The organism is Neptuniibacter marinus, from assembly GCF_001597725.1.
In the GTDB taxonomy this organism is placed as follows: domain Bacteria; phylum Pseudomonadota; class Gammaproteobacteria; order Pseudomonadales; family Balneatricaceae; genus Neptuniibacter; species Neptuniibacter marinus.
In genome coordinates, this window is record NZ_LUTR01000001.1 from 189,947 (window position 1) to 205,748 (window position 15,802).

At 41.9% G+C, this 15,802-nt stretch carries 15 protein-coding genes; 6 read left to right on the forward strand and 9 right to left on the reverse strand.

Features of this window, described 5'->3' with window-relative positions; genetic code table 11:
- Window position 1 precedes the first annotated feature (1 nt).
- The 3 genes from A3774_RS00840 to A3774_RS00850 all read left to right on the forward strand — a co-directional run bounded on the left by A3774_RS00840 (window position 2) and on the right by A3774_RS00850 (window position 3,271).
- The gene (locus A3774_RS00840) at window positions 2-490 is read left to right on the forward strand and encodes a LabA-like NYN domain-containing protein (protein WP_067862053.1); all 489 of its coding nucleotides are present in this window, start codon (window positions 2-4) and stop codon (window positions 488-490) included.
- 323 nt (window positions 491-813) lie between these two features.
- A complete protein-coding gene (locus A3774_RS00845; RefSeq protein WP_067862056.1) occupies window positions 814-2,007 on the forward strand; it encodes an acetylornithine transaminase in 1,194 nt (397 codons plus the stop codon).
- Between the two features lie 154 nt (window positions 2,008-2,161).
- Window positions 2,162-3,271, forward strand: a complete 1,110-nt coding sequence (locus A3774_RS00850) for a sterol desaturase family protein (RefSeq protein WP_067862058.1) — start codon at window positions 2,162-2,164, stop codon at window positions 3,269-3,271.
- 66 nt (window positions 3,272-3,337) lie between these two features.
- On the opposite strand, the gene A3774_RS00855 is transcribed toward A3774_RS00850, so the two are convergent.
- From A3774_RS00855 to leuA, 4 genes are all read right to left on the reverse strand, one after another.
- Window positions 3,338-3,634 carry a hypothetical protein gene (locus A3774_RS00855; protein WP_067862060.1) on the reverse strand — a complete coding sequence of 99 codons (297 nt, stop codon included), beginning with the start codon at window positions 3,632-3,634 and terminating at the stop codon, window positions 3,338-3,340.
- Between the two features lie 34 nt (window positions 3,635-3,668).
- On the reverse strand, window positions 3,669-4,205 hold the full coding sequence (locus A3774_RS00860; RefSeq protein WP_067862062.1) for a GNAT family N-acetyltransferase: 537 nt from the start codon (window positions 4,203-4,205) through the stop codon (window positions 3,669-3,671).
- Window positions 4,202-4,567 (reverse strand): type II toxin-antitoxin system TacA family antitoxin, encoded by a 366-nt coding sequence (locus tag A3774_RS00865; RefSeq protein ID WP_231867906.1) that lies wholly within the window; start codon window positions 4,565-4,567, stop codon window positions 4,202-4,204. Before A3774_RS00865 ends, A3774_RS00860 begins: the two co-directional genes overlap by 4 nt.
- Window positions 4,568-4,715: 148 nt before the next feature.
- Window positions 4,716-6,395 (reverse strand): 2-isopropylmalate synthase, encoded by a 1,680-nt coding sequence (gene leuA, locus A3774_RS00870; protein ID WP_067862064.1) that lies wholly within the window; start codon window positions 6,393-6,395, stop codon window positions 4,716-4,718.
- Between the two features lie 389 nt (window positions 6,396-6,784).
- Between leuA and A3774_RS00875 the strand changes: the two genes are divergently transcribed.
- A complete protein-coding gene (locus A3774_RS00875) occupies window positions 6,785-7,267 on the forward strand; it encodes an Lrp/AsnC family transcriptional regulator (RefSeq protein WP_067862066.1) in 483 nt (160 codons plus the stop codon).
- A 73-nt stretch (window positions 7,268-7,340) separates the two neighbouring features.
- Here A3774_RS00875 and A3774_RS00880 read toward each other — a convergent pair whose 3' ends face one another.
- From A3774_RS00880 to A3774_RS00900, 5 genes are read right to left on the reverse strand one after another with little or no spacing between them, the layout of a single operon-like run.
- On the reverse strand, window positions 7,341-8,618 hold the full coding sequence (locus tag A3774_RS00880) for an HD domain-containing phosphohydrolase (RefSeq protein ID WP_067862068.1): 1,278 nt from the start codon (window positions 8,616-8,618) through the stop codon (window positions 7,341-7,343).
- A 25-nt stretch (window positions 8,619-8,643) separates the two neighbouring features.
- Window positions 8,644-10,275 carry a sensor histidine kinase gene (locus A3774_RS00885; protein ID WP_067862070.1) on the reverse strand — a complete coding sequence of 544 codons (1,632 nt, stop codon included), beginning with the start codon at window positions 10,273-10,275 and terminating at the stop codon, window positions 8,644-8,646.
- A gap of 26 nt (window positions 10,276-10,301) precedes the next feature.
- Window positions 10,302-11,117, reverse strand: coding sequence for a phosphate/phosphite/phosphonate ABC transporter substrate-binding protein (locus A3774_RS00890; protein ID WP_067862072.1), 816 nt, complete (start codon window positions 11,115-11,117; stop codon window positions 10,302-10,304).
- On the reverse strand, window positions 11,114-12,232 hold the full coding sequence (locus A3774_RS00895) for an HDOD domain-containing protein (protein WP_067862074.1): 1,119 nt from the start codon (window positions 12,230-12,232) through the stop codon (window positions 11,114-11,116). The genes A3774_RS00890 and A3774_RS00895 overlap by 4 nt, the downstream gene beginning before the upstream one ends.
- Window positions 12,233-12,255: 23 nt before the next feature.
- On the reverse strand, window positions 12,256-13,980 hold the full coding sequence (locus tag A3774_RS00900; protein ID WP_156473633.1) for an EAL domain-containing response regulator: 1,725 nt from the start codon (window positions 13,978-13,980) through the stop codon (window positions 12,256-12,258).
- Window positions 13,981-14,296: 316 nt separating this feature from the next.
- On the opposite strand from A3774_RS00900, the gene A3774_RS00905 reads away from it, so the two are divergent.
- Together A3774_RS00905 and A3774_RS00910 are read left to right on the forward strand one after the other, a co-directional pair.
- Window positions 14,297-14,833, forward strand: a complete 537-nt coding sequence (locus tag A3774_RS00905) for a heme NO-binding domain-containing protein (protein WP_067862078.1) — start codon at window positions 14,297-14,299, stop codon at window positions 14,831-14,833.
- The gene (locus A3774_RS00910; protein WP_067862080.1) at window positions 14,833-15,795 is read left to right on the forward strand and encodes a sensor histidine kinase; all 963 of its coding nucleotides are present in this window, start codon (window positions 14,833-14,835) and stop codon (window positions 15,793-15,795) included. The genes A3774_RS00905 and A3774_RS00910 overlap by 1 nt, the downstream gene beginning before the upstream one ends.
- Window positions 15,796-15,802: the final 7 nt, after the last annotated feature.

Here is a 15,802-nt window from a genome sequence, read left to right on the forward strand (position 1 = left end):
CGTGAGTAAATCAGCTAAAAAAATCGCCATCTTTGTTGATGTACAAAACATCTATTACACCACCCGTCAGGCGTTTGGTTGCCCTTTTAATTTTCGTAAATTCTGGAAGATTATTAGCCAAGAGGGTGAGATCACTCACGCCTTCGCCTATGCGATTGAAAGTAACAATGATGGTCAGCGTAAGTTCCAAGATGCACTCCGTCACATAGGCTTTGATGTAAAACTCAAACCCTTTATCCAACGTAAAGACGGCTCCGCCAAAGGCGATTGGGATGTAGGTATTACCATTGATGTGATGGAGCATTCACCCGACGTAGACACCGTCATTTTACTCTCAGGAGATGGCGACTTTGACTTGTTATTAAAAAAGGTGCGTGAAAAATACCATGTCACAACTGAAGTGTATGCCGTACAAGCACTCACGGCTAAATCACTGATTAATGCCGCCGACATTTATAAACCAATATTGCCGCAACTATTAATCTGTTAAAACAAAAAAAACGCTAAGCGGCTAAATTTTTTGTTGACCCAATAAAGGCCCCGCTGACATACTCCGTTAACTATGAATACTCAAAGCAACCTCCCAACAGGCTCTATTCAGCCAGCCAACAATACACTACGACGTCGTGTATCCATTGCCTGTGCCTTACTGGGTGTTGCTGACCGACGACGCTAAATAACCTAAAGCGTATCACCCTTTAAGAAACCGCAGGCTAACCCCCGCGGTTTTTTTGTGCCCTAAAGAACCTCAATTCTATTTGCATCGTGCTAACAAGCGGATGAAAAACTTGATTAACCATTAAGGAAAAAACCATGTCTACACCTATAGACCCAACACTCGCTATACAGAAAGAACATTTAATGCCCATCACCCCAAGACCTGACATCTGCTTTACTAAGGGCAAAGGCCATTATTTATACGATCAATCAGGCAAAGCCTATTTAGATCTTATGCAAGGCTGGGCAGTTAATACCTTGGGCCATAGCCCTGATGTGATTCAAAAAGCACTGTTAGACCAATCAGCTCAGTTAATTAACCCTAGCCCCGCCTTTTTTAATAAACCAATGATCAACCTTGCGGCCACTTTATGCGCTCACTCAGTATTCGATCAGGTCTTTTTTGCCAACAGCGGCGCAGAAGCGAATGAAGGCGCAATAAAGCTCGCTAGAAAATGGGGACAAAAACATAAATCAGGTGCATTTAAAATCATCACCTTCGCACAGAGCTTTCATGGCAGAACTTTAGCCACTATGTCCGCCACAGGGAAAGACGCCTTTGCGCCACTTTTTGAACCTAAAGTGAGCGGCTTTACTAAAGTTCCTTTTAATCAATTAGCCGCGACGGAACAAGCGATAGATGAACAAACCGTCGCCATCATGCTAGAACTAATTCAAGGTGAAGCCGGTGTTATCAGCGCAGATAGTGAATTTGTGTTAGGCCTTGCAGCCCTATGTAAACAACATAATCTATTACTGATTATCGATGAAGTACAAACCGGCATCGCCAGAACAGGCAGCCTATTCGCTTACCAGCAGTTTGATATACAGCCGGATATTATGACCTTAGGTAAAGGACTTGGCGGCGGTGTACCTATCTCCGCGTTACTCGCTACTAAACAGGCAAGCTGTTTTGATTATGGCGATCAGGGCGGTACATTTAACGGCAATCCTCTCATGTGCGCAGTTGCCAACGCTGTACTCTCAACCGTATTGGAACCTGACTTTATGCCTAAGGTAGCGCTTATGAGTCAGTATTTTCAACAACAACTCACAGCTCTCAGCAAAAAATTTAACTTAGGTGAGATTAGAGGAAAAGGCCTGCTATTGGCCTTAGAAACACCACAACACTGCGCACCCGATTTAGTTACGCAAGCACGGGAACAGGGAGTATTACTCAATGCCCCAAGGGAGCATACACTTAGGTTTATGCCTGCACTCAATATTACTCAAACAGAAATTGACAGGTGCATTGATTGTTTGAGCGGATTATTGAATTCAGCGGCCTAAATCACCAGTAAAACCTCTTATTGAGCGCTCCTTATTTTGTTAACGATTCAGCACTCTAGGTGAGCGCCCCACTCTACTATATAATCGCTAAATATCGAGAGCCAATCTGGTTAAAGGCTATTCAACCTATAAAATACGATATAAGGGACATGGGATGTTATTAAAAAACCTAGAAGGTGGTCAGCTACGTTTCGGCGAAGGGCGAATTAGTGGCTATATAGCCGTCTCTTTAGCTGCACTTAGTTTACTCGGTGTATTAGCCTTTCATTTCCCCGAATACCTAACCACACCCGAACTACGCGCAGCTTACGATGTTGAACTCATCCGTCTGATTATGTTTATTGCCCTAATCATATCCGGTAGTTTAGGTCTGCTTAACTTTGTCCGTAACACTAATAAACGGGCAGGTTTAGTGGCATGGTCTCTGATTACTATCGCTATCGCGTTAGGTGGGCATCGTGTCGAGGTCTCTGACTTTGAACAAAGTAGCGCTTACTTAGGGCTAGATTGGTTTATTCTGGATCTGCTAGGCTCGACACTGATTTTTGTCTTTATAGAGAAGATCATCCCCCATCGAAAACAAGCGATCCTCCGGCCAGAATGGCAAACCGATCTACATCACTTTTTTGTAAATCATCTGATTGTTGGCTTTGTTCTACTGGCCGCCAATCAGTTTGTCTCCAACGCATTTGGCTGGGCCGTTGAACGGGGCTCCCAAGAATGGGTACAGAACTTTAGTTGGTTTAGCCAACTCTTATTGGTGTTGTTGGTGGCCGATCTTGTCCAATATGCACTGCACCGCGTTTACCACGAAGTGCCTTTTTTCTGGCGTTTCCATGCGATTCACCACAGTGCGAAAACGATGGATTGGCTCGCAGGTTCCCGTCAGCATATTGCCGAACTCACCTTAACCCGCTGTGGCGTACTCGCCCCGATCTTTATCTTAGGTTTTGATAAAAGCGTTATCGATGCCTATATCATCATCGTGGGCTTCCAAGCCGTGCTAAACCACACCAACGCACAGATAAAATTTGGCTGGCTGAAATATATTATCGTCACCCCTCAGTTTCACCACTGGCACCACTCATCCGATAAAGCAGCCATTGATCGCAACTATGCCGCACACTTTGCCTTTATTGATTATATTTTTGGTACCGCCATACGTGGGCAGAAGGAATGGCCTGAAGCCTATGGGGTGGTAGGTGACTATGTACCAGAAGGCTGGATAAAGCAGCAAGCGTTCCCGCTTAAAGTAAAAAGTTAGCCTGCGCTAAAACAACTAAACCGATGATCACTCATCGGTTTAGTTGTTATGACCTATCAAGAATGCTTATTCACTATGCTTCTCTGTCCACTCTAATAGATCAAAACCATCAATTAATGCATTGAATATTTTTTTATGATCGTTTGAACCAGCACTTGGTTTTAATCGATTATAAAACTCAAGAATAGATTCAGCATATGTTTGATCTTTACTTTCATCGTTTAACTTTAACGAATTACCAACTTCAGTTTTTAACTGTGTATACCGCTCTGATACAGACTCTAGGTTTAATTCATTTTCAATATCTGAAATTAGCTGCTGCGTATCATTTTTTATTTTGTCAAAAAAAATTCGCGTACTCATACTTAAATCCTTCTAAACAATATAATGCTATAAATTACGGTCGATTAAAAAGCTGCTCTACCGTTTTCATCGGCAAATACATACGCATATGTCCGTTATGCTCACATAGCCTTTTAAAGCCAAACGTTGCATAAAAGGCTTGCGCAGAATCGGTCAGACAATCGACAACAATAGCATAAGCCCTCATATGATGATTAACATCCCATAGGTACTTTAGCGCACGGATCAGGCTAACCTTTCCTAAACCTTCCCCCTGAAACTCTTTGTGTACGGCAAGTTGCGCTAGTAGAAATACAGGAATTGGATATCGAGGGAGTTTCTTTGCTATCTGAGCAGGCAAGGTTTCACGACTAATCGAGCTAGGCGCGACCGTATAAAATGCACAAATCGCGTATTTCTGATTAGGCAGCGGTAAAGCACTAGGCAGCACCATGGTACGACTGATACTCGCTTGCATGTGCTTAACGGCTTGTGTTTTTATGAAGCTATTTAACTTTTCTTCGCCGCAATCAAACGGATTACGGTCATGTTCCGATTTACTCAGCTCAACGAAGGTTTTACCCCACCTCACTTGATACCGCTCTCATCTGCAAGCTTTGCTGCATCAAGCAATGCCTGATTAGGTGCGTTAGCCTTATCACAGGCTGCCATAAATTCGTCAAAGATGCTGTCTGTAACAACCATACTTTCGTGCGCTTCAATTACGTGAGTTGCATCCTCATCCATTACCCTAACAACATACTCAGTCAAACTCTTTAAACCAAGTAACGCTGAGGCTTTTTCTGCTTTTGCCTTAATCTCTTCATCAAGACGAATATCTAAACGTGCTGTTGCCATACGCCCTCCAATGTACGGAACATATCCGTACATATTAAAATTATACTGCACTTGCTGAATCAACTCAATTTGTACGGATAATAGCCGGATAAGCATCAGATATAACCTATGGATACGCAGCCTCCCTCTTTCCTTGATTCGGTGACATAAAAAAACCCGCTTTAACTAGAAAGCGGGTTTTAAGATCCTGATTAGCGGTAACGCGGGCTGCTTTAGCTGTGTATCACTACAACGCTTCACTACCTTAGGCGACTTGTTCCGTACCTTGTACACTAGGTGCGACCTTAATGGCTTGCCGGCTAAAAGCGGTTAACATCGCTTGTAGCGCAGCAGCCGAGGTGTCTTCATTGGTTGCAACGGCGTACTCTAGCGCACCATTGATAGCAACACAGATAGAAGCCAAAGCTTGGGCATCCGTACCGGCGCCGATTGAGTGCTCATCAAAATGGCTGACTTCAATCTCACATTGGTACTGCTTGGCCAAGGCATCGCACAATGCTTCTAGGGCGCCAGCTCCTTTACCTGAGAATTGGGCCTCACCAATGCTAAACTGTGCACTCACTTGGTTTGAGTCTGTATGCAGCTCATAGTCATTTAGTTGCCATTGAGCAGGTACGCTGACAAGGCTTTGCTCATAAATAGTTTTAATGGTCGCCGCAGATAGCTCCACCCCTTGGGTTTCAGCTGCCTGCTGTACCTGCTGACTCAAAGGCGCATGCATCCATTTAGGTAGTTCAATACCAAAATCCCGTTCCAAAACAAGGGCGACACCGCCTTTACCGCTTTGGCTGTTGATACGAATAACCGCTTCATATTCACGACCAATATCCCGTGGATCGATCGGTAGGTACGCTACATTCCAATGGGTTTGTTGATGCTCAGTATGGTAGTTAACTGATTTTCTAATTGCGTCTTGATGACTGCCGGAAAATGCAGTGTAGACCAATTCGCCCGCCCAAGGGTGACGTGCAGCAACCGGTAGCTCAGTACAGTATTCCACCACATCAATAATCTCGGGAATATTGGAAAAGTCTAACTCAGGATCGACACCTTGAGAGTACAAGTTCATCCCCATGGTCACTATATCCATATTGCCGGTACGTTCACCGTTACCAATTAAGGTACCTTCAACTCGATCTGCACCCGCCATCACACCCAACTCGGCCGCTGCAACGCCGCAGCCACGGTCGTTATGGGTATGCAAACTGATACGAACCTGATCCCGCTGTTTAAGGTGACGACAGAAATACTCAATCTGATCGGCATAAACATTAGGCGATGACATCTCAACCGTTGCCGGTAGGTTGATGACAATCTTTTGGCCGTTTTCAGGTGTCCATTCAGCGATCACCGCATCACAAACTTCTATAGCGTAATCGATCTCGGTTCCGGTAAAGCTTTCAGGTGAATATTGAAACTCCCATTCAGTTGCAGGGTATTGAGCCGCATAGTCGCGAACCCAACACGCTCCTTGAGTCGCTATAGTTTTTATCTCGTCACGGCTCATATTAAAAACTTGTTCGCGCTGGACGACCGAGGTGGAATTATACACATGCACATTGGCGCGTTTCACACCCTCTAGGGATTCAAACGTCCGTTTAATCAAGTTTTCTCGCGCTTGGGTTAATACCTGTATGGTTACATCATCAGGGATGCGGTTCTCTTCGATCAACTTACGGACAAAATCAAAATCCGGCTGAGAGGCTGAAGGGAAACCTACTTCGATCTCTTTAAAACCTAGTTTCACCAACAAGGTGAACATGCGAGTTTTCTGCGTTACTGACATAGGATTTACCAGTGCTTGATTACCATCACGCAGATCTACGCTACACCAGTCAGGTGCTTTATTGATCTCTTGATCCGGCCAAGTACGATCCGTTAAACGGACAGTTTCAAAACGGCGATATTTTTTATGGTCAAACATAAGGTTTACCTATAGCTCAGTAATACACAATTTTTTATATGGATGAAAAAAATCTGTAAAACCTGCTGTCGGGTACTCTTGGCGAATATGACAGCAGGAAATTTTTCAGTTATATGCTTTTGACACTAAGGGTTAGTTCGATAAAACTATTCTGGGCTGGATGCGCTCACTGATGATGATTGCCCCCTCACATACGGATTAATATGTGATTTTCAACCTAACAACCTGTTCTCACTTAGGTGTAACAAGCCCCTCAACCGATAGAGATAAGTTTATAGCGCACCTTGCGCAATTACCGATCCTATTCATTACATTTTTACCTGTTTGCGCAATTAATAAAAAGAAAATACACTAAACCTATACATTTTATTGCCAGACTATTAAAAACTATGAAAACTTCCTTCTCGCTTGACCGTTTTGACTTAAAAATATTGCACGAGCTACAAGCTAATGGGGAGCTATCCAATCAGGATTTAGCCGAGCGAGTAGGATTAACCGCTGCGCCCTGCTCCCGACGGGTAAAAGCTCTAGAGGAAGCAGGCGTTATTCGTGATCGTGTTGTACGTTTAAATGAACGCTCAGTAGGACTTAATCTATTTGTCATACTGCATATCAGTATGGATAAACATATTCCTGAGCGGTTTGAGGAGTTTGAGCGCACTATACAGTCACTCCCTGAAGTGATGGAGTGTTATCTAATCACCGGACATGATGCGGATTACCAACTTAAAATAGCGGTGCCCGATATGGATAGGTATCAAGATATTTTATTAGGTAAAATAACCCGTATTCAGGGAGTAACAGGGGTTAAATCTGCATTTATTATGCGTAAAGTGGTCGATAGTACAGCGATGCCACTTAAGTATGTTTAATGATAAATCACATAATAAACGGATCAAAATAAATCCTCTTCGATCCGTTTTTTCTAATAGCCATCTCTAACAGTTATTGAGAGACGTAGATCTGTAGGCTTTCATCTAAGTTAAATTCAATTTCACGAATACGGTTAATAGAAACCTCATCCAATACCTGCTCTGAACTGAGTAACATTATCCCCTCATCACTGATCAGATCTCGCGTTAAACGCATCCCTTTTGTAAGCTGATCACTATGTATACACTTATCGTTAATGGCATCGCCTGTATCGCTTAACGCTTGGATCGACTCCATTAAAATTGTCACTATGGATTGGTTATAACGTTCTGCCGCTGTTGTTTGTAAGTAGTTAATCGCTTCCGTTGTACTGTACTGGCGCTCATCATAAAAGCCATACATCAACTCCACATAATCATTAACAACCGCTAAAATTTGCGCTCGGTAACTAATTTCTTCCCCTTTAAGCTTTTTCGGGTAACCGCTGCCATCAAGGTATTCCTTATGCTGAGAAACTATCTTTCCAGCGGGATAGAGAGGTTTAACCATTAGCGTTGCCGCTTGCGCTAACAGGGGATGGGTTTGAAATACACGCTGCTGCTCAACGTCTAATTTTAGATAAGGGACTTTGATTAAATCGTCTGAAAAGCTTAGTTTCCCTATTTGGCGTAGCTGCCATGCAAAATAGAGCTGTTTTAATTCTCCCCCTTCTATACCTGCTTTTTTAGCAACTGAGACAAAAATCAAATTGAGCTTTTGGTTGTTGCTCGATGCTTTAATACCTAAACGTCTCGTTGTTAATGTTGAAAACATTCTCACAACGGAACGGTAACTATTTTTAAGACTTTGATTCGCAACTTTAAGCTGCTCGGTACGTGCCTGAACCTTTAAATCCAATGACTGATTTAACGCCTGTAATTCCAGATTTTTTTGTTGTGTCTCGGCACTTAACCGCACATTTTCTTTTTTAAGCAGCGCATGTTCAAAGCTTTTCTTAACCATGTTAAGCACATCTTTATCTTCCCAAGGTTTAGAGATAAAGCGGCTTACTTGGCCTTTATTAATCGCATCAATGGTTGCTTTAACATCCGTATAACCACTGATCACTATACGTTCACAGTTGGGAAACTTTTCGGCGACCTGTTCTAAAAAACATTCACCAGCCATCTCCGGCATACGCATATCACTAATCACTATATCAACAGGCTGTTTTTCCAGTATAGCTAAAGCATCTATAGCGGAAACTGTTGTAATTACATGGCATTTTAATACACGTAACAATCGTTCAAATGCGGTTAAAACTGCGGTTTCATCATCAACGATAAGGACTGTATTATCAGGATATTCCATTGTTATTCATCCCTATTTGACCGTTTTATGCTGACACAACCGAATCATCCTCTTCATTGGGAGGCTCAGTAACTATCGGCAATATAATAGTAAAGCAGGTTCCTTTACCCTCTTCACTTTGCACATTAATTTCACCGTGGTGATCATCCACAATAATGCCGTAGGAGATTGCTAAACCTAGGCCCGCACCTTCACCAACTTGTTTGGTTGTATAAAAAGGATCGAATAATTTATTGATCTCCTCTTCAGCTATACCACAACCATTATCTTTTATGCTTATCTCGATATGATCTTCAACCACATTGCTAGATATATCAATAACGCCCTGCTCCTGAATCGCCTGTCCGGCATTTAAAATAATATTGAGTAACACTTGTTTTATCTGGCTAGGTAAACAATATATTTGGGGGATATCTGATAGGGAGGTGGAGATAGTACAGTGGTATTTCAGTTCATTATTGACCACTTTAAGGGTACTCGTTATGCAGTCATTAAGATCAGCTAACTGCATACGCCCCGTTTGATCTGTATGGGAAAACGCTTTTAAACCTTTTACAATCTCTTTAACTCGAACTGAACCTTCGTGAGTATCTTTTAACAGGTCATCAAGATCCTCATTCATAAATTCAAGATCTATGCTTTTAATTAGACCTTGAATCTTATTTAGCTGCTCTTCTCGCTCAGCAGTGTCGTTAATCTCCAGTAAGCGCTGATATTCAGTGACTAAGGCACGATAGTTGTGCGCATAGATATCTAAGGTTGATAAATTACTAATAACAAAGCCTAGGGGGTTGTTAATTTCATGGGCAACACCGGCTGATAACACACCAATTGACGCCATTTTTTCTGACTGAATAAGCTGTATCTGGGCTGATTTTATTTCACTGTTAGCTTTTTCTAACGCTTCAGTTCTACGTTTAACTCTATCTTCTAAGGAGCGGTTAAGTTCACGTAATTCCGCTTCAAATTGATCGCGACGTAAGCTGGCATCTTTTAGATCAGATGCCATAGAGTTGAATGCATGTGCCACATCGGCGATCTCGTCGCGGCCATTAATCGGTATTTTAATCGCTAAATCACCTTTTGAAATGGATCTAGCGGCAGCCCTTAAATATTTAAGCTGGTTTGTTAAGTAGCTACCCAACATTGAAGAAAATAGCGCTACAAATAACATACCAACGGCAGCAATCGTTGCACTTCTATTAGTCGCCTCTTCAATGATGGCGGAAAGACCATGGGTATCCACTCCAATCTCAACTCTTCCATAAACCACCCCTCCTTCGCTGATCTCAGCATAAGTATCAAAGATCCAGTCCTCTACATCTTCAACCTGAGTATCTTGCAGAAAAGGTCGATTTAACACACCAGCCTCGCCTTGCTCGGCAAATATCTGGTTATCAGGTCCTAAAACCCGCGCATATACCAAATCCGGGTTTTTCATTACCTCGTTAACAAAGGCTTCAAGGGACGCTAAATCATAGGTAAGCACAGCATCCGCAGCAGTTGTAGCAAACAAGGTCGCGGTTGTTGAAGCGCGCTTAGAAAGACTCTCGTAATTGGTCGTACGAAGGTAATTCAAGGTTATAGAGACAAGAAGCAGTAGTAAAACGGCTTGAATTATCGCTATACCTAAAATGGTTTTCAGCCGTAATGACACAAAATTTCCCTCTTAGACAAAGATCACTACAATAAATGTTCTAGTAGCTTAATATTTAAGTCTCGCACATCATCCCAATCTTTATTTTCTGCGCGCTCTAATCCTTTGAAACGAATCGTATTTAATAGCGCCTTCCCCTCTGGGTCTTGGTCCATATTAATTAATGCTTGTTGGATCCTTTGCCTTAAATCAGCATTTACTCTGGGATGAACCGCTATAGCATGAGGGGTATAACCGGGGGTCGACCATAAAACCCGAAGCTTTTCTCTTACTGCGGGCGCGGTATTATTAAAAGTACGCATAACACCACCCCCAGCTATAAATAAACCTTTAGAAACCGTTAAATAAACTGAATCATGGGATGAAACATATTTAGGTGTTATATCAATCCCCTCCTTCGCCATTTTCGCTCTCGGCAGAACGCTCGCAGCGAAGGCAGCTAAAGAAGGAAAGGCAAGAATAGCCCCTGATAGCTGATCTAGAGAGGTTATATCACTCTCTTTAGGGACAACAACAATCCCTTTAATTTCTCGGCCTTGTTGTTTCGCGATCGCCTCATAACCAGGCTTTTGATGGAACACCGTATAATGATATGGGTTCATATAGGCGATATCATATTCCCCTGCCAACAACCTTTTTTCAAAGGTAGGAATATCTTGAGCGGTGCTAAACAAGACAGTTACTCCTGTTTTTTCGCTCAAATATCGGCTAATAGGCGTCCATAATTTAGCCAGTTTTTTAGCTGACTGTTGTGGCACTATACCAAACGTTAATGTTTCTGCAGTAACGCACGACGAACTGATCATGAGATATAAGAACAAGCAGAATAACCGCCTTTTCATACATAACTCTCCAGATATTCAGATAACATCGCTCGCTCTATAAGTTTAGGGTCAAGTTCATCAAACAACGCTTCCAGTGGCTGATTATTATTCTCTGCATCAACCAAAGCCTTGGCGATATGTAACTGATAAAGTACTACATCATCACTGTCTGATACTTCAGGGTTTGATTGGTAACGAAGCGCATCAACAATCAATTGTTCAAAACCCCATAGCCGGAGCAGAAAGCTACCAACCAACTCGAATGAAGCGTTAACCTCTCTACCCGAAATAACTAATGCTCCGATGTTATGCAGTAAACCAGTAAAATAAACGCGCTCTCTTTGCGCTTTGGGCAATCGAGAAAAACTTGCCAATTCAATACACTTTTCAGCGACGCGTTCTGAATTTCTGAGTAACTGACTATTAAAATCAGTATCTCCACTGGCAGTATAGATGCTAAAACAGAGCACTAACTTTCTAACCAAGTCATAACCTAAGCGGATAACCGCTTCCCGTGCTGAGTAAACGGGATTAACTGCGCAGAAGAAGGCAGAATTGGCTAACTGTAGTATTTTTGATAAGACCGCCACATCATGACTCAGCAGCGTATCTACTTTAGCGGGATCAGGTTCCTCGACTGAATCTAGATACTGGACTAAAGCTTGGTAGTTCGCTGGCAGAAGCGGCAAATTATCAACCTGCCCCATTTCAGCTCGTAGCTTGTCATCTAACTGAAATGTTCTTAAGCAAACCGCACGTTCAATCACTTCAACAATTTCATCTAGTTCAAAGGGTTTAGGCAACAATAGATGAGCAATACCGGCAGATTGAACCACAGTATCATCGCTAATATCCGCGGAAAGAATCACCCTAACAGCATCGGGGTAATTGATTTTGACCTGCTTTAGAAAATCAGCGCCATCCATCTCTGGCATTTTTTTCTCTACCAGTACAACCCAAGGAAACGCTTTTGCCATTTGATCTAGCGCTTGACGGGGAGATGCTTCAAATATCATGGTCCAACCCTTTAGCCTCGAGCGTAATGCTCGACGTAAAGCATTAAGAACCTGAGACTGATCATCAATAAAATAAACTGTTGCTTGGCTCTCATCCATCACATCAGATCCATGCATCTTTACGCCTCTCCTGATTTTACCTAAGGACAATGAGCCCAAGACTGTTCCTGCAACATTGTTTTAAACTCTTCCGCCACTACTGGACGACTAAAATAATACCCTTGCACTTCATCACAATTCATTTCCTTGAGTTGCTGGAGCTGTTCCAGGGTTTCAACACCTTCAGCAACAACACGCATACCTAAATCATGGGACATAACGATCATATTTTTGACTAAATTGGTTTTTTCAGTCTCTGCCGCAAAATCAATGATAAATGAACGATCCACTTTTAACGTATCGACAGGAAGACGCGTTAAATAGTTTAAGGAGGAGTAGCCAGTGCCAAAATCATCAATCGCAATTTTGACACCTAAAGCCCGAATCTCTTTTAACACGTCGATACTGTGCTCAATATCTTGCATCAAAAATGTTTCAGTCACTTCCAGCTCTATATACTCAGGTGATACACCACTGTCTTGGATAATCTTTTTCACCTTAGTAGCCAAATCATGTTCAACCAGTTGGCGGCCTGAAACATTCACCGACATAACAAATGTGGGTAAACCCTCCTGCTGCCAAAGAAAACTCTGAGCAATCGCAGTGGATAAAACCCACTCTCCAATCGGCTCGATTAACCCCGTTAATTCAGCAAGAGGAATAAACCTATCAGGAGAGATCAGTCCTTTTTTAGAGTGGTGCCAGCGAATAAGTGCTTCAGCACCTAATATTTTACCGTTCACAAGGGATATTTTAGGCTGGTAATACAATGTAAATTCATTACGCTTCAAGGCTTGGCAAAGTTCACTTTGCAAACTCACCATATCATCACGATTGCCATCCATGCTTTTTTTATACTGAGGATAAACATTAAGTCCTCTATCCTTACTGTAATTTGCAGCTAACTGGGAACCCCGAACAAGTTCCTCCGCAGTTAGGCCATCGTCAGGATAGACCGAATAACCAGCACTAAAAGTCAGTAAAATTTCGCGTTCGTCAAAGGTGACTAATTGCTTAAAAGGCGATAAGAGCGATGCAATAAAATCAAACGCGCTTGCCTCGGTAAAGACCTCTGGAACAAAAAAAACAAAAGCAGCCCCATTCATTAAACTAAATTCAACATCCGCCCTGATTTGTTTCTTCAGCAAAGCATGAATGTGGTGCAATAGTTGGTCAGATTTTTGATAGCCGAGGCAATCATTAAAGTGCCTAAAATGCCTAATATCTAGATAAACTAGTGAGAAATGAGCCTGGGTTGATATTTTATGATCAATACTTTCCATGACCGACATCTTCCCATAGGTCAAATCGGAGCTGGCCCGGGCTACGTCGCCAAGGTTGGAAACCTTACCCTGCTCATCAGAACGAACATCACGGAGAGGCAATATATTCTCTTGACGCCAATGAGAAAAGGCTTGATCAATCTCTTCTAATAACTGAGCTTCCTCCCAAGGTTTTTCCAAAAACTTATAAACAGCCCCACTATTTAAGGCCGCAATGACTGATTGCAGATCTGCATATCCACTCAGGATTAACCCTAATGTAGAGGGGTATTTTTCTTTGATCTCGATTAAAAGCTCACCGCCAGTTTTATTCGGCATTCGATAATCAGAAAGTACGATGGGAAACGAATGATCCTCAAGAATAACCAATGCTTCTTCTGGGCCATTTGCAATAGTAACTTTGTAACCTGCGCGGTGAAAAATCCGCTTTAAGGCTCTTAATATTGAAGGTTCATCATCAACCAATAAAATAGATTTATCCATGGCACAACCTACAGGTAAAAGAAGCGAGTAGTACTCAGTATAACCATTAAATTCAGAGGTTCTACCTTGGTGTAGAGCTTCCAATATAACCAAATCAATAAATATACAGAAGCCTTAATCTTTCCTATGAGGATAAACAATAGATAGAGATTAAAAATTGCATAAAAAAACATTAACTCCAATAAACTTTAGTAAAAGCCGAATCAATATAGCCTGACTCTATAAATAAAAAACAGCTATGATTAAAAGCTAATTCACTATCTCTGAGATAAACAGATAAATAACCCAGATCTATATTGAGTAAACGGAGTAGATTATGAAAGGTGTGATTTTTAATGTTCTCGAAGAGATGGTAGTTGAACAATACAGTATGCAAGTGTGGAATGAGATTCTGGAATCACAATCTGTTGATGGTATCTATACCGCGGGTGAAAGCTATCCTGACGAAGAACTTTTCAACCTAGTCAGCTCAATTTCTGACAAAACAGGCATGATGCCTAATACACTTATTGAAGCTTTTGGCGTACGTTTATTTACAGGACTCGCTACTCGATATCCTTTGTTTATTGAAGCAGAAGATACACTCAAAGGCTTTTTGAAAAGCATTGATAGCGTGATTCATACTGAAGTTAGAAAATTATACGATAATCCAAACCTCCCCGATTTTGAGTACGCTGAGAATATAGATGACACTTTATTAATGCGCTATCGCTCACCGAGAAAACTCTGCATTCTTGCTGAAGGCCTTATTAGAGGCGCTGCAACTCATTACAATACAAAAATTACGATTGATCATCCTGTCTGCATGCATAGAGGCTCAGATCACTGCGATTTGATCTTGAGGTTCATATAATGAGCATACAGAATCAAGAAAACGCTTATAAAGTGGCCTATGAAAGAGAAAAACGTGCGCGCTTGAAAGCAGAAGAATTATTAGAAAATAAATCGCGCGAGATTTTCCTGCAAAATGAACGTCTAAAAGAAAGCTATGACCTGCTACAAAAGCAACAGGCCACCATATTACAAAACGAAAAACTAGCTACACTCGGCACCTTAGCTGCGGGCATGGCCCATGAAATCAATAACCCCCTCGCGTTTGTAAAAAGTAATATAGAGTCCTTAAGGCGATACCATTGTTCATATACTCGGTTAATTTCATTTATACAGCACATCAATCAAGCCCTACCGAGTAAAGTACAAGCTGATTTGGAAAAGCTCTTCGAGAAGGAAGATATTGAATTTATTCAAGAAGACCTTCCTGAACTGATGACAGATACAGTTGAGGGGTTAACTCGCGTACGCGATATTGTGATGAATTTACGTAGTTTTGCACGAATTCAGTCAACCGACCGTAGTTCTGCAAATATAGTAGACGGCATTCTTAGTACCTTAAAGCTACTCAATAGCGAGTTAAAAAACACGGTAGAAGTAAAATTAGATCTTGAGCCAATACAGGAAATCCCCTGCAATTTAAACGAGCTTAACCAAGTTTTCCTCAATTTAATCATCAATGCCAAGCACGCGACAGAAAGCATAGAAAAACCAATCATTGAAATATCTACTCGTACTGTACAGTCTGAAATTATTATTGAGATCACGGATAATGGATCAGGCATGAGCGAGGAGGTAGAAAAAGAGATTTTTGTCCCTTTTTTTACAACTAAGCCTATAGGCTCAGGCACGGGGATGGGATTAGCCATTGCTTACGGTATTATAAAAGACCACGATGGAGAGATCAGTGTTCACAGCATTGAAGGCCAAGGGACAACGTTTACAATTAAGCTACCCACTCATCCATCCGAATCGATCGAATAAGCGTATA

What these genes read in the sequence shown, in the direction of transcription:
- A3774_RS00845 (WP_067862056.1), top strand. Translation starts at nt 814, where the DNA reads ATGTCTACACCTATAGACCCAACACTCGCTATACAGAAAGAACATTTA.
- A3774_RS00850 (WP_067862058.1), top strand. Translation starts at nt 2,162, where the DNA reads ATGTTATTAAAAAACCTAGAAGGTGGTCAGCTACGTTTCGGCGAAGGG.
- A3774_RS00855 (WP_067862060.1), bottom strand. Translation starts at nt 3,634, where the DNA reads ATGAGTACGCGAATTTTTTTTGACAAAATAAAAAATGATACGCAGCAG.
- A3774_RS00865 (WP_231867906.1), bottom strand. Translation starts at nt 4,567, where the DNA reads ATGCTTATCCGGCTATTATCCGTACAAATTGAGTTGATTCAGCAAGTG.
- leuA (WP_067862064.1), bottom strand. Translation starts at nt 6,395, where the DNA reads ATGTTTGACCATAAAAAATATCGCCGTTTTGAAACTGTCCGTTTAACG.
- A3774_RS00875 (WP_067862066.1), top strand. Translation starts at nt 6,785, where the DNA reads ATGAAAACTTCCTTCTCGCTTGACCGTTTTGACTTAAAAATATTGCAC.
- A3774_RS00880 (WP_067862068.1), bottom strand. Translation starts at nt 8,618, where the DNA reads ATGGAATATCCTGATAATACAGTCCTTATCGTTGATGATGAAACCGCA.
- A3774_RS00890 (WP_067862072.1), bottom strand. Translation starts at nt 11,117, where the DNA reads ATGAAAAGGCGGTTATTCTGCTTGTTCTTATATCTCATGATCAGTTCG.
- A3774_RS00895 (WP_067862074.1), bottom strand. Translation starts at nt 12,232, where the DNA reads ATGCATGGATCTGATGTGATGGATGAGAGCCAAGCAACAGTTTATTTT.
- A3774_RS00900 (WP_156473633.1), bottom strand. Translation starts at nt 13,980, where the DNA reads ATGGATAAATCTATTTTATTGGTTGATGATGAACCTTCAATATTAAGA.
- A3774_RS00905 (WP_067862078.1), top strand. Translation starts at nt 14,297, where the DNA reads ATGAAAGGTGTGATTTTTAATGTTCTCGAAGAGATGGTAGTTGAACAA.
- A3774_RS00910 (WP_067862080.1), top strand. Translation starts at nt 14,833, where the DNA reads ATGAGCATACAGAATCAAGAAAACGCTTATAAAGTGGCCTATGAAAGA.